Annotated in this window: 14 protein-coding genes; all 14 read right to left on the reverse strand. The window is 59.7% G+C overall.

From position 1 onward, the window contains the following. Positions 1 to 30 precede the first annotated feature (30 nt). A complete protein-coding gene (locus tag LNA76_RS08625; protein WP_230018857.1) occupies positions 31 to 708 on the reverse strand; it encodes a 4'-phosphopantetheinyl transferase family protein in 678 nt (225 codons plus the stop codon). Position 709: 1 nt separating this feature from the next. Further along, entirely contained in the window at positions 710 to 1,426 is a 717-nt protein-coding gene (locus LNA76_RS08630) for an ABC transporter ATP-binding protein (RefSeq protein WP_230018859.1), read from the reverse strand. Beyond that, entirely contained in the window at positions 1,423 to 2,181 is a 759-nt protein-coding gene (locus tag LNA76_RS08635) for an ABC transporter ATP-binding protein (protein WP_230018861.1), read from the reverse strand. The genes LNA76_RS08630 and LNA76_RS08635 overlap by 4 nt, the downstream gene beginning before the upstream one ends. Continuing rightward, positions 2,178 to 3,116 carry a branched-chain amino acid ABC transporter permease gene (locus LNA76_RS08640; RefSeq protein ID WP_125277325.1) on the reverse strand — a complete coding sequence of 313 codons (939 nt, stop codon included), beginning with the start codon at positions 3,114 to 3,116 and terminating at the stop codon, positions 2,178 to 2,180. Before LNA76_RS08640 ends, LNA76_RS08635 begins: the two co-directional genes overlap by 4 nt. Continuing rightward, positions 3,117 to 3,998, reverse strand: a complete 882-nt coding sequence (locus tag LNA76_RS08645) for a branched-chain amino acid ABC transporter permease (RefSeq protein ID WP_230018863.1) — start codon at positions 3,996 to 3,998, stop codon at positions 3,117 to 3,119. Continuing rightward, positions 3,995 to 5,197 carry an ABC transporter substrate-binding protein gene (locus LNA76_RS08650; RefSeq protein ID WP_230018865.1) on the reverse strand — a complete coding sequence of 401 codons (1,203 nt, stop codon included), beginning with the start codon at positions 5,195 to 5,197 and terminating at the stop codon, positions 3,995 to 3,997. Before LNA76_RS08650 ends, LNA76_RS08645 begins: the two co-directional genes overlap by 4 nt. A 252-nt stretch (positions 5,198 to 5,449) precedes the next feature. Beyond that, the gene (locus LNA76_RS08655; protein WP_094195376.1) at positions 5,450 to 5,911 is read right to left on the reverse strand and encodes a MarR family winged helix-turn-helix transcriptional regulator; all 462 of its coding nucleotides are present in this window, start codon (positions 5,909 to 5,911) and stop codon (positions 5,450 to 5,452) included. 128 nt (positions 5,912 to 6,039) lie between these two features. After that, entirely contained in the window at positions 6,040 to 6,816 is a 777-nt protein-coding gene (locus LNA76_RS08660) for an ABC transporter permease (RefSeq protein WP_230018866.1), read from the reverse strand. 40 nt (positions 6,817 to 6,856) lie between these two features. Next, entirely contained in the window at positions 6,857 to 7,642 is a 786-nt protein-coding gene (locus tag LNA76_RS08665; protein ID WP_230018867.1) for an ABC transporter permease, read from the reverse strand. Continuing rightward, complete coding sequence (locus tag LNA76_RS08670; protein WP_094195378.1) at positions 7,639 to 8,403, reverse strand: ABC transporter ATP-binding protein; 765 nt, start codon at positions 8,401 to 8,403, stop codon at positions 7,639 to 7,641. The genes LNA76_RS08665 and LNA76_RS08670 overlap by 4 nt, the downstream gene beginning before the upstream one ends. Then, positions 8,400 to 9,374 carry an ABC transporter substrate-binding protein gene (locus LNA76_RS08675; protein ID WP_230018868.1) on the reverse strand — a complete coding sequence of 325 codons (975 nt, stop codon included), beginning with the start codon at positions 9,372 to 9,374 and terminating at the stop codon, positions 8,400 to 8,402. The genes LNA76_RS08670 and LNA76_RS08675 overlap by 4 nt, the downstream gene beginning before the upstream one ends. A 74-nt stretch (positions 9,375 to 9,448) precedes the next feature. After that, positions 9,449 to 10,465, reverse strand: a complete 1,017-nt coding sequence (locus LNA76_RS08680) for a 3-hydroxybutyryl-CoA dehydrogenase (RefSeq protein WP_230018869.1) — start codon at positions 10,463 to 10,465, stop codon at positions 9,449 to 9,451. Further along, entirely contained in the window at positions 10,465 to 11,547 is a 1,083-nt protein-coding gene (locus LNA76_RS08685; protein ID WP_230018870.1) for an NAD/NADP-dependent octopine/nopaline dehydrogenase family protein, read from the reverse strand. Before LNA76_RS08685 ends, LNA76_RS08680 begins: the two co-directional genes overlap by 1 nt. A gap of 164 nt (positions 11,548 to 11,711) precedes the next feature. Further along, a complete protein-coding gene (locus LNA76_RS08690) occupies positions 11,712 to 12,491 on the reverse strand; it encodes an alpha/beta hydrolase (protein ID WP_230018872.1) in 780 nt (259 codons plus the stop codon).

Genomic DNA, 12,491 nt, shown 5'->3' on the forward strand with positions numbered 1-12,491 from the left:
AAATAAGTAGGCTTGTCAGATTTACTCGTGCTAAGTCAGCTTGGTGTCAGGCAGTTCAACACTGTCCAGCAAGCTGACCGTCCACGGAGCAAAAGGGGTGTTCAGGCAGATCGCAGCGGCATAGTTTTCTACTGGCCGGTGACTGTGCACCACCAAATCTTGCAAGATGGGATGGGGGGATTGTACGGTGCATCCGTAATCCGGATGGCCGTTCAAGGATAACTCTTGAGGCTGAATATGAAAACCGGTGCCCGCCTGTTTCAGGGCTGCTTCCTTTCCACACCACAGCGCATAAAAATCCAGATCACATTTTAACCAACTGCGTTCGGACGGCACACTGCAATGTTCGACCAACCCTGGTTTGACGGGCAGGCGCATGGCTTCTATGTCCACGCCGATGATTCGGTCGGCCATGCCAATCAGCACGCGCTCGCCGCTGTGCGACAGGCTAAAGTGCAGATCGGTATCGTCCAGATCCAGCACCGGCTTGCCATGTTCCAGCGTAGTAATGGGGACGGCGCGTGGCGTACACCCCAGCAAAGGCGCCAGAAAATGGCGCAGGGCACCGTGGGCCAGCAGGCTTAAGTGCTGATCTGACTGACGCTTGCGGCGGGCAATCACGGCCAGGGTGCTGTCCGGGATCTGGCTTCGTAACCAGGATTCCATACCTACAGGCAGGGGAAGCGACAAGCTGTACACAGCCAGCATGTCAAAGTCCCAAATGGCGTTGCAAAAGGGCGGCGTCCTGGCGCAACTGTTCGGCAGGGCCGTCGTAAACCAACTGACCATTGCCCAGCAACAAGGCTCGATCCGCCAATTGCAGAGCCAGGCTTAAATTCTGTTCGGCAATCAGCACGGTAATGCCTTGTTCGTTCAGTGCTTGCAACTGCGGCAGCAAGGTGTCCTGAATCGTCATGGGGGCCAGGCCTTCGCTGGGTTCGTCCAGAACAATAATGGAGGACTGTGTCAGCAGGGCGCGGGCCAGTGCCAGTAATTGCCGTTCGCCACCACTCAAGGCGGAGCAGGAGGACTGGCGGCGCTCGTACAGACGCGGCATGGATTCATAAATGCTGTTCAGCGTCCAGCGATCATCCGAGCGTGGACGGCGGGCCAGCCCGGCCAGACGCAGGCTTTCCTGTACCGTCAATGTCGGAAAACGGCCCCGGCCTTGTGGCACCAGCGCCATGCCTAGCAGGGCGATTTTGTGGGTAGGCCAACCCGTAATGTTTTGACCATGCACATGGATTTGCCCACTCCATTGCGGGCCCATATTGAACAGGCAGTGCAGCAGACTGGTTTTTCCGGCACCGTTGCGGCCCAGCAGGGCTACGCTTTGTCCGACGGGAATATCCAGCGAAATTTCTTGCAAAATGTCGGCCCGATCGTAGTGTGCATGCAGGCCTGAGATGTTCAGCGCTGTGCTCATGCGGTCTCCAAAGCCAGTTCACCCAGATAGGCCTGGCGCGCGCCAGCGTGCTGGCGCACGGCGTCCGGGGTATCGCAGGTCAGCAAGGTGCCGGACGACAGCACGGCGATCCGGTCACATTCCTGGAAAACAATATCGATGTCGTGGCTTATCAGCAGCACGGCGCATTGGCCGCGCATGGCATGGACCAGCGCCATGACTTCACGGGATTCGGATTCGGACAGGCCAGCCGTTGGCTCGTCCAGCAAGAGTACGCGGGGTTGCTGCGCCAGGGCAATCAGCAAATCCAGAATGCGTTGCTCGCCATAGGACAGGGAGCGGGCCAGCAAATGCCCGCGACCGGCCAGGGCGCTGTGCTCCAGCAATGCTTCGGCCGCCTGTTGACTGGCGCTGCGGGCAGACTTGCGGCCCCACCAGTGATAGCCGCAGCCTTTTTTGATGCGCACGGCCAGGGCCAGGTTTTGCAGCAGGCTCAGTTCGGGAAAAATGCGGCTGGTCTGAAAGCTGCGCACCAGACCTTGCCTGGCGCGCTCAATAGGCCCCAGACTGCGCAGGTCCTTGCCTTCCAGAAAAACCTGGCCGCTGGATGGCGTGGTCAAACCGCTGATGATATTGAACAGCGTGGTTTTGCCTGCACCATTGGGGCCAATCAGCCCCAGGGTTTCGCCCGCACGCAGCTCCAGGCTGACATCTGTCAGGATATCCAGGCCACCCACATGCAGGGCCAGTTCGCGAGTGCTTAGTAACACGCTCATGTGGACCTCTTGCGCCGCTCAGCCAGACCGTTGGGCATGAACAGAACCGTCAGCACAAAGATCAACCCCACCAACAACTGCCAACGATCTGTGTAGGAGCTGAGGTAGGTCTGGGCAAACAGATAAAACGTAGCGCCGATGAATGCGCCGCGCCAGGTGCGTATGCCACCGATCACACCCATGATGATGAGCGTGGCCGAGAAACTCCAATGCACTTGTTGTGGGCTGACGTACTGGTTTGCAAAGGGATACAGGCCGCCAGCCGCACCCGCTACCGCACCCGCAATCATGAATGTGTAAAGGCGAATGCGCCATGCTTGATAACCCAGGGCGGCCATGCGCAAGGGCTGGTCGCGCAGGCCGGTCAAGGCCAACCCGATCGGGGCGCGGCTGAAGGAGCGCAGCAACAACCAGCAGACCACCGCCAGTACCAGGGCCAGAATCATCAGGGTGTAGGGGGCGCTCAGGGGCAACTCGCCCAGGCTCAGACGCGGGAAACCGCGCAGGCCGTCTGCACCACCGGTGACGTCACGCCAGCGAAATGCCACTTCCCAGATCAACTGACCGGCAACCAGCGTGGCCACCATGAAAAACAGCTCGGAACTGCGCAAGCTGATCAGCGCCATCAACATGGACAGCAGGGTGCCTGCCGCAATGCCGACCAGCAGCATCAAGGGCAAGGATGCGCCCCAGTATTGACTGCTGACGGCAGTGGCGTACGCGGCAAAGCCAAAGACGGCACCGTGGCCCAGAGAGACCAGACCACCGTAACCAATCAAGAGGTTGATGCTAAGGACGGCGCAACCGATCAGCAGGGCTTCGGTGCCAAAGCGCCATAAGAAGGCGTCGCCCCAGAAATAGCTGCTGAGCAAGACCAGGCAGGCCAAAGCGGGCCAAAGTCCAGTGCGTAGCAGGCAGGTGTTGAGCTTGTTCATTTAAACCTGACGCGTAGCGGATTTGCTCAGGCCATTGGGCCAGCAAAGCAGAAGGCCCAGCATGACGGCCAGGGTAGCGGCATTGGCAAAAGCAGGGACCCAGACGCGGGCAAAAGTGGTGACGAAACCCAGAATCAGCGCGCACAGCAAGGTCCCGCGCACTGAGTTCAAGCCACCAATGACCACCACCAGCAAGGCCAGCAAGAGGATTTCTTCATCCAGACCGGGGTAGACCGACAACATGCCTGCGCCCAAGGCGCCACCCAAACCGGCCAGACCGGCGGCCAGCGCCATGCCGATGGCAAACAGGCGACGCGAATTCAGGCCCAGGGTCTCGACAATCTGGGCGTCTTGTACGCAAGCGCGAATGGCCGCACCCCACAGGGTGCGATCCAGTAGGAACCAGAACAACAAAGTCAGTGTCAGGCCGGTGACGATCAGGAACAGGCGATAGGTGGGGAAAGGCAGGCCCATGATCCACACCCCGCCACGCAGCACTTGCGGCAGCATGGGCGAGAGCGTGTCGGCGCTGAAACCCCAGCGCATCAAATCGGCCAGAATCACGGACAGGCCGTAGGTCAGCAGCACCTGCATCAGGTGAGTGCGTTGATAGAACTGGCGAAAGGGAAAGCGGTCCAGTAACAAGCCCATCAGTCCACACAGTACAAACGCGGCGGGAAAGGCCAGCCACCAGGGCGCGCCAGATGCCAGCCATTGGACACTGATGTAGCCGCCCAGCAGGAAAAAAGAGCCGTGTGTCAGGTTGATGAAGTTCATCAGGCTGAGCACTAAAGACAGCCCCAGCCCCGCCAACATCAGCAGGGCCGAGAAGGACAGGGCATTGAGGATTTGAAGCAGGTAGTAAGACAAGGTGTGGCTCAAGAACGCGGGCCGGGGTCCTGGATACGCTGGTAAGTATGAACCACGGTGTTAAAGGGGCGACCTTGCGCGTCTTTTTCCACCCGGTTGACGTAAATATCCAGAATGGACTGGTTATTGCGTGGGTCAAACGCCATGGGGCCAAAGGCGGTGTCGATAGGCTTGTCCAGCAGGGCTTGCTTGAAGGCGGCCTTGTTGGACAGATCGCCCTTAACCGCATCCAGACCGGCCTTGATGACCTGGCCGGTCACGTAACCGGAGGTGCTGGCCTCGCCGGGCAAACGGCCACGGCTGGCTTGGTAGGCGGCCACAAAGTCCTGGGCAGCCGGAGCGTCGGGGGACTGGTGGAAGGTACTGACGCCACCCAATGCGGCCTCGCCCACCGCAGTGATCACATCTTCCTGGTCGAACAGGGCACCGGGGCCCACGATCTGGATCTTGCCGTGCAGTTGGTAATCCTGCATTTGCTGGTGGAAACGAACGGCGTCGGCACCAGCCAGGAATGTGTAGACAAACTTGGGGTTGCTGGCGGCCAGATTCATCAGGATAGGCGCGAAGTCGGGGGTACCCAAAGGAGTCCAGATGCGCTCGCCCAGTGTGCCGCCTTGTTCCTGATAGGTGTTGGCGAAGTCCTCAATGTATTCACGGCCTGCGGTGTAGTCCGAACCCAGCGTGATACCGCCGGATTTTTCGACGTGCTCGAAGGTCCACAAGGCGCCGGTATGACCCAGCATCCAGCTCGTTTTGGTGGGGCGGAACACGTAGGGGCTGGCGGCTTCACGGGCCAGGCCATTGGCAGCGGCATTGGAAATAAAGGTAGGCAGTTGCGCATCGTGGACGATGTCACGAATGGCCAGCGCGATATTGGCGCTGATAACGCCGCCCAACACATCGATTTTGTCGCGCTCGATCAGCTTGCGCACTTTACGGATGGCTTCGTCCGGTTTGCCGTGGTCGTCCTCGACCAGCAACTGCACCTTGCGTCCGCCCATCTCGTTATTGCACTGTTGCAGCATCAACTCCAGACCGGCGCGCATGCTCTCGCCCAAGGAGGCGAAGGGGCCGGACAAGGATGTCAGCAAGGCAATTTTCAGGGGACCGTCTTGGGCACGAAGCAGGCGGGGTACGCCAAATAGCAAAGGGCTGGCCGCAGCGGCCAGCAAAAGCTGACGACGTCCAGCACGGGTAGGGGAGAGAGTCACGAGAGCTTGTTTCCGTAAGAGAGCCAAGTTCGCCTGGGTAGACATTTCAGGCAGGAGGCTGCACTACTAAATGTTAATCATTATCATTTTATGGTCTTTCCTGATGTAAATAAAGGCTCATCGCCCTTGAATGTCCATTTCAAGCGTGGGCCTTCAAGGGCAGCAGGCCTCGATTGGGGGCAGATTCAGGGGGTGAGGCAGGTCAAAGCGGCCACGTGGACGCTTTGCAGGAAAGGCGCAGGGGCGGGGTGCTTAGCGCCCATCCCCGTTGATATTGGCGCGAATGCGGTTCAAAAACTGCCGTAGCTGGGCCAGTTCCTCAGCCGAAAAGCCCTGAATGGCGCGGTGATGAATATCCAGCGCGGCGGGCAGGACGCGCAAAAAGTGCTGCCGACCTTGCTCATGCAGATGGATCAACACACGACGCTGGTCCAGCGGATCGGGCTGGCGGGACAGGTGGCCCGCGTTTTCCATCACCACCAGGGCGCGTGACAAGGTGGTTTGGTCGACATCGGTATATTGCGCCAGGGTGCTGACGCCCAGTCCATCGGTTTCATTCAGAAAAGCCAGCACGCGCCAATGCAGCAGGGTCAGTTCATGGCTGCGCAGCAAGGTTTGAAAGTCAGCATTTAAGGCCGAGGTACTGCGATTGAGCAGATAGGGAATAAAGGTATCGTGCCCGGTATAGGCGTCGGTCAGAGGGGGGCTGGCCATAGTGAAGCGGCTTCCTTGATGCAGAAAAAAAGCAGGCTACTCGTTCCAGATGATTGAGATAGCCTGCCAAAGCCCGGTCATCGCTGTAAGCAGACCGGGCAAGTGGTGGTTTTTACGGTGAGTGGAACTTAGTTTGCATGATCCACTTTGCGTTGCAAAGCGGCAATGGTCAGGTTCAGTGCGAAGCCCAGCACACAGATCCAGACCAAGGGTACAAACATATCAAGCGTGCGGTAACTGCGAGCGGCGGCGGTCAGCATATGGCCCAGACCGTCGGTGGAGGCAATCATCTCGGCCAGAAAGACCACTACGCAGGCAATCACGCCGGCCACCCGCACACCGGCCAGCACCGTCGGGCTGATGGCGGGCAAAATGATTTTCCATAGGCAGGCACTGCGGGAGGTGCCTGCGGCACGTGCCGACCAGATCAGCTTGCGGTCCACCGTTTGCGCCGCCACCCAACTGGCCATCAGCACAGGGAAAATGGCGTCTGAAACCACCAGGGCAATTTTCGATGCGCTTTCAAACCCCATGATCAGGATCAGTGCCGGGTAAAGGGCGATCTTGGGGATAGGGGCCAGCAAACGGATCAGTGCATCCAGCAGAAACGAGCTCCAGCGTGTCAGTTGGGCAATCAGGGCCAGGGCGACCCCGGCCACACAGGCAATCAGCAAACCGCTGATCAGACGGTAGACGGTGATGCCCAGGTTCTGCCAGAAGTCAGCCTGACCGGCCAGCTCCAATACCCGCATCAAAATGGCAGAAGGGGCAGGCAACAACTGCGGGCTGACCCAGCCCGAGCGGGTACACAGCTCCCAGATAATCAGCAAGATGGCCGGGCTGATGCACAAAGACAGACCGGACAGGTCCCGGCGCCTGGCCGGGCGGGTTTCAGTAGAACGCATAGCTTGTCCCGATGAGGCTAAGGTTTTAGTGGTCATCGCGTCATCCTTTGTCCATCAGGCCCTGGGTGGAGTCATGCCAGTGCGTGCAGCGTTTGCGGACAAACTCGAACAGCGCATCGCAGGCAATGCCCAGCACGGCCAGCAGCATGATGACTGCATACACCGTGGAGTACTGCGCCATATCCATGGAGGTGAACAGCAGATTGCCGATGCCTTCCTGACGCGCAATCATCTCGGAGGAGACCATCACGATCAGCGCCATGACCACGCCGACGCGGCAGCCAATCATGACTTCCGGCAAAGAGGCGGGCAGTACGATCTTGCCCAGACGGGCCAGTGGACCCATACCCATGGACTGGGCCACCCAGATCAGCTTGGGCTCGATACGGGTTGCACCGTGATAGCTGTGATAGAGCAAAGGCAGGGACACGCCCAGCGCAATGACCAGAATTTTGGAGAAATCCCCCAGACCGAACCACAGCATCAAGATTGGCATCAAGGCCGCTTTGGGCATGGGATAAGCCAGGGCCACCAAGGGATAGAAGGCGGTATAGACCAGGCGGCTGCGGCCCATGGCCAAACCCAGCGGTACGGCCACGACCAGCGCCAGGGCATAGCCCGTAAACATGCGGCCTACTGACTGCAGGATGGCCGACCAGGCCATCGGGTCGCTGATCAGGGCGGGTAGTTCACCCAGAGCCGCCCAGGGGCTGGGGAAGGAGTCCAGCTCTACCCAACGGGCCAGTCCTGCCCAGGCCAGCAGCACCAGAATGGCCGCCATGACCAAAGAGGCCCAGCGATGTTCATACCAGTGCTGTGGCGTCATGGGTGGGCCTCCGCCATCAAGGATTGCTCCAGACGAATAATGGTTTCCTGATAGACCGGATTGCGCAACAGCTCGCTACGGATGCGGGGGCGGGGCAAGTCAATCTCCACCACTTCCTTGATGCGGCCAGGCGAGCCAGTCATGACAATCACGGTATCGGACAGAAAGACCGCTTCGTCCACGCCGTGTGTCACAAAGACCACGGTATTGCGCAACTGCTCCCACAAGCTGAGCAGTTCCGTTTGCAGGGTGACGCGCGTATGGGCATCCAGCGCCCCGAAGGGTTCGTCCATCAGCAGAATGTCCGGCTCATAGGCCAGGGTGCGGGCAATGGCCGCGCGCTGACGCATGCCGCCGGACAGTTCACGAGGATAGAAGGCGGCGTAAGGCCCCAGCTTGACCTTGTCCAACCATTCGCTGGCGCGTTGTTCGGCCTGGGCTTTAGGCATGCCTTGTTCGCGCATGCCGTAGGCCACGTTTCCCAACACGGTTTTCCAGGGAAACAGAGCATATTCCTGAAACACCGGGCCCCGGTCTGGACCTGGGCCAGTAATGGGCTTGCCCTTGACGCGGATCTGGCCGCTGGAGCAGGACTCAAAGCCCCCTAACATATAGAGCAGGGTGCTTTTGCCGCAACCGCTGGGTCCCAGAATAGACACAAAGCGCCCTGCCGGAATGCTCAGGGCGATGTCTTGCAGGGCCGTATGGCTGTGGCCCTGCCGGGTGTTAAAGGTTTTACCGACACCATCCAGTTCAATCATGGTTTGGCCTCGCGTAAATCAGCCCGGTAAAAATCCTGCACGTTCAAGGCTTCTTTCAGGAAACCGGCCTTGTGGTAGCGGTCATAGGTGCCTTGAATGGACTCCAGATCGGGCTGCATGTCGGGCACACGTGCAAAGTCCTTGTCGGTGAACAGGTATTGGGCTAGCAAGTCCTTGGGGGCGCGGGTGATTTGGGCGGTGACTTCCACGGCCAATGCTGGATCCTTGCTGAGCATGCTCATGGCAGTTTTCAAATCCTGTACGTAGGCGCGTACCACTTCGGGGTTGGCATCGCTATAGGATTTGCTGCAGGCCTCGAAAATTTGTACCGACGGGCTGGCCACTTCGGACAGGGAAAACAGCTTGCGCAAGCCGCCTTTCTTTTCATTCAGCAGGGCAAAGGGTTGGGCCATGGGACCGGCATCAATGCGGCCACTGCGAACGGCGTCAGCCGCAGGCGGAAAACCGGTTTCAACGATTTTCACATCCTTGTCCGGGTCAATGCCGTTTTGACGCAGCCACAGCAGCATGTCGAAGTACACCCCGGCACCGTAGGCGTTGGTGCCGATGACCTTGCCTTTCAGGTCCGCTGCCGTCTTGATCGGGCTGTCTTCTTTCACGGCCCAATAGACGGAGAAGTGCTTATCGTCCGAGTGCACGTGCTGGGCCACGATATAGGCTTCCAGACCGCTTTCAATCGCGCCATTGGCCAGCGACATGGGGGCCATGGTGGAGCACTCCAATACACCGGCCCGCATGGCTTGCACCATGGGCGAGGTGCCCTGGAACTGGGTCCACTGGATTTGATATTTCTTGCCCAATTGCGGGAACAGCTCGGGGCGCTTGGCCATCAGATACTTGGCTTCCTCGCCCGGAATGGTCCAGCCTACCCGCAGGGTGGGGACTTCCTGAGCCTGGCTCAGACCGTGACAACTCATCAGGGCAAACAACAACGCAGCGGTTTTTTTCATCGCCGGGCCGCCCCAAGATGAAAGGTGCCCTCTTGGAGGGCAGCAAGCCGAAGGCGCAGCGTGGGTGTCTTTTTTCATTCCTGTGTCTCCTTGGCAAGGTGTTCGGCGCGGGCAGGGGCCAGGCCGATGTGATCCAGCATTCCCAGTACGCGGGCCAGCACGTCACGGCGGTATGCCTGTTGCTGGTCCACTGGGTATTCGTGAAAGCCCTGTCCGCTACGCAGACCGTTACGTCCACTTTCCATATAGCGGGTGATGATGTCGGGTACGGCGTAGCGTTCCGGGTCCAGGTTCTGCGACAAGTACTGTCCGGCGTGATACAGAATGTCGTTGCCGCCGTAGTCGATGAACTCCAGCACGCCGATGCTGGCAAAGCGAAAGCCCAGGCCGTAGCGGGTGGCTTTATCAATATCCGCCGCGCTGGCCACGCCTTCTTCCACCATGCGAGCGGCCTCGTTCATGATCAGGGTTTGCAGACGCGGGACGATGAAACCGGGGTGGCAGCCACAGACTACGGGCACTTTGCCGATGGACTCCAGATTGCTTTGCAGACGGTTCAAGGTCTGCTCGCTGGTGCCGGGGTGGGCGCTGATTTCAACCAGCGGAATCAGGAAGGCCGGGTTGAGCCAGTGCGCGTTCAGGAAACGCTCGGGATGGCTCAACATGGGGGCCAGATCCGAGGCCAGCATGGTGGAGGTGGTGGAGGCGATCAGCGCATCGGGCTGGGCCAGTTCACCGATACGACCCAGAGCGTCGGTCTTGGCTGCTAGGGTTTCGGGCACGCCTTCGTAAATCAGATCTGCCTGGCCCAACACGTGCGCCGCTTCGCTCAAGGGAGCGACGCCGATGCAGGCCAGATAGCCGTCGATTTGCTCGGCGGCGAACATGCCCAGGTCGGCCAACTGTTCCAGCGTGGCACGTAACTCCTGACGTATTTCGGCTTCCAGGCGGGCGCTATCGGCAGGCTGCCGGGGTTTGAAATCCAGTAAGGTCACGGCTTGGCCGCGCAGCGCATAGGCCAGGGCAATGCCCCGCCCCATGCGACCTGCGCCCACCGCAACGATACGTTGGATCGGGGCGGGCGTGCTCATCAGGCTCTCCCGGCGTGCAGCATCTCTTGCAATTGCTCGCGGCTCATCGTGTCCAGACCCAGGCTGGCCAGTGTACGTTGGCCCTGGCGCAGATCTTCACCCACGATGGCACCGGCAATCGCCAGCAAGCCCTTGGTTACGGGGGCGTCCACACCGGCCCAGTCCGCCACGGAAGCGAAGAAGGCCAGACCCAACATGGTGTCCTCACGCATGTAGCGGTGCTCGTGCAGGTCGATCTTCTCGCGCCAGTCGCCGCTTTTCACCAGCTTGGAGTGCGAGGAACGGTCGCCATACATCCACTGGTCGTTTTCGTAGTGGTCGGACAGGGGGAAGTGCGGGGCACCGTAGCCCAGCGCTTCACGAATGCGCATGCGCTCGTTGTCCAACTGCGTGGTCACGGCACGTACCGAGGGCTGAGTGCCTTCGTTATGAATATCCCAGGCCGGGAAATGCTCCAGCGGGCCTGCGTTCATCATGATCAGCGGGGGGTGGATGATGGGGCCGGCATTCATCAAGGCACCAGACAGGGCGTCTTCGCAGCGCTCCACGCTGGGGAACACTTTGCCAATCACCTCCAGGGCGTGATCGGTATTGCGCGCCGGGTACACGCCGGTAGGCAGGCGGGTGGCGCGGGTGGTGATGTTGATGACGGTATCGCCATGCTTGCGGGCCAGCCAGGGCAGGGTGCCGGTTTCGGCCCAACTGACATCGGCCTTGTTGCCGGTGCCGCGCACGATCTCGCTCATGATGAAGGAGCCAAAGGTGCCCGGTGGCAGGAACACGACCTGGCCGTCTGTCAGGTGAGGGGCCATGACGCGGGCAATATCGGTTTGTGCAATGGCGGGCGAAGGGATCAGTACCAGATCGGCACCGGCGATCGCCTGGCCAATATCCGCGCAGACCTTGGCAATGGGGATGTCACGCTCGCCTGCTTCGTCTTTCAGTGTTATGACTGGGCGGTCCAGCAAGGGCTGCAACTGAGCCGTATCACGGCGCCACAAACGTACTTCGTGGCCCTGCTCGCTCAAGTCTGCCGCTGCTGCATAACAACCGTGCCCGCCACCTAATACCGCTACCTTCATATTCGTCTCCAATCTCTTTTTTTGATTTCTATGCACTTGCATATAAATACAGACTAAAAGAAGTTGAGGCCTAAAACAAGAGGACGAATGGGGGGAGTTACCCTAGGGCGGGAAAACTTGGATACGAAGTGAAAAGGCACCCAGTGCCCGCAAGAAAAAATCGGCTAAGCCGCGCCGCAGGCCAGTTCCAGCGCACGCAGGGTGGCTTGTGCCAGCACATGGCCGTGACCGGCTCCGGGCAGAACATGCAACTTGGCCTGCATGCCTTGGGCTTGCAGGTGCGCTTGCAGTTTTTGCATGGTGGGCAGGGTAGGCACGCCATTTTTGCGTCCGTCCGGCCCTGCTGCCTGAGCGCTCAGCGGATACCAGGCCTCTGAGGCACCGGCCAGAATATCTACCTGCACCGGCTTGCCCAATTGCTCCAGCAAGGTCCAGATCAGGGGATTGTGCCACCACAAAGAAGGGCTGGCGCACAGGTAATGATGAATGGGTAGGCTGTGCTGGCTAAGGGTATACAGCACGAACAAGCCGGCGTAGGAATGACCGTACAGGCTGATACGCGAACGGGTTAGTGCGGGTTCTACCCTTTGGGCCAATGCCAGCGCCATGCGTACTTGTTCGATCATGGCTGGGGCGCCACCGGCTTGCCACTGAGGAACACGCGGGTCTTCCCATAAGCCGCCATCCGGGCCGGGTGGGGTGTAATCCAGAGCGCGATAGCGGGTGATCTGATCGCGTTCGCCTTGATAGCCCAGCGACAAAATGGCGCAGCGTTCCAGGGCGGGGTGACCGCTTTCTTCCAGCAAGGGCAAGGTCCACTGACCATCGAGCAGGCACAGCAAAGGCAGGGGGCCTTGTGCAGGCTTTTCGTCCGGCAGGCGCAGCAAGACGTGATGTGGATGGCCGCCCGCAGGCGGCAGTTCCAGTGGAATCAGACGAGACAT

It is taken from the genome of Alcaligenes sp. MMA (assembly GCF_020907215.1).
Lineage (GTDB): Bacteria > Pseudomonadota > Gammaproteobacteria > Burkholderiales > Burkholderiaceae_B > Alcaligenes > Alcaligenes aquatilis.

What these genes read in the sequence shown, in the direction of transcription:
- LNA76_RS08625 (WP_230018857.1), bottom strand. Translation starts at nt 708, where the DNA reads ATGCTGGCTGTGTACAGCTTGTCGCTTCCCCTGCCTGTAGGTATGGAA.
- LNA76_RS08630 (WP_230018859.1), bottom strand. Translation starts at nt 1,426, where the DNA reads ATGAGCACAGCGCTGAACATCTCAGGCCTGCATGCACACTACGATCGG.
- LNA76_RS08635 (WP_230018861.1), bottom strand. Translation starts at nt 2,181, where the DNA reads ATGAGCGTGTTACTAAGCACTCGCGAACTGGCCCTGCATGTGGGTGGC.
- LNA76_RS08640 (WP_125277325.1), bottom strand. Translation starts at nt 3,116, where the DNA reads ATGAACAAGCTCAACACCTGCCTGCTACGCACTGGACTTTGGCCCGCT.
- LNA76_RS08655 (WP_094195376.1), bottom strand. Translation starts at nt 5,911, where the DNA reads ATGGCCAGCCCCCCTCTGACCGACGCCTATACCGGGCACGATACCTTT.
- LNA76_RS08660 (WP_230018866.1), bottom strand. Translation starts at nt 6,816, where the DNA reads ATGCGTTCTACTGAAACCCGCCCGGCCAGGCGCCGGGACCTGTCCGGT.
- LNA76_RS08665 (WP_230018867.1), bottom strand. Translation starts at nt 7,642, where the DNA reads ATGACGCCACAGCACTGGTATGAACATCGCTGGGCCTCTTTGGTCATG.
- LNA76_RS08670 (WP_094195378.1), bottom strand. Translation starts at nt 8,403, where the DNA reads ATGATTGAACTGGATGGTGTCGGTAAAACCTTTAACACCCGGCAGGGC.
- LNA76_RS08675 (WP_230018868.1), bottom strand. Translation starts at nt 9,374, where the DNA reads ATGAAAAAAACCGCTGCGTTGTTGTTTGCCCTGATGAGTTGTCACGGT.
- LNA76_RS08680 (WP_230018869.1), bottom strand. Translation starts at nt 10,465, where the DNA reads ATGAGCACGCCCGCCCCGATCCAACGTATCGTTGCGGTGGGCGCAGGT.
- LNA76_RS08685 (WP_230018870.1), bottom strand. Translation starts at nt 11,547, where the DNA reads ATGAAGGTAGCGGTATTAGGTGGCGGGCACGGTTGTTATGCAGCAGCG.
- LNA76_RS08690 (WP_230018872.1), bottom strand. Translation starts at nt 12,491, where the DNA reads ATGTCTCGTCTGATTCCACTGGAACTGCCGCCTGCGGGCGGCCATCCA.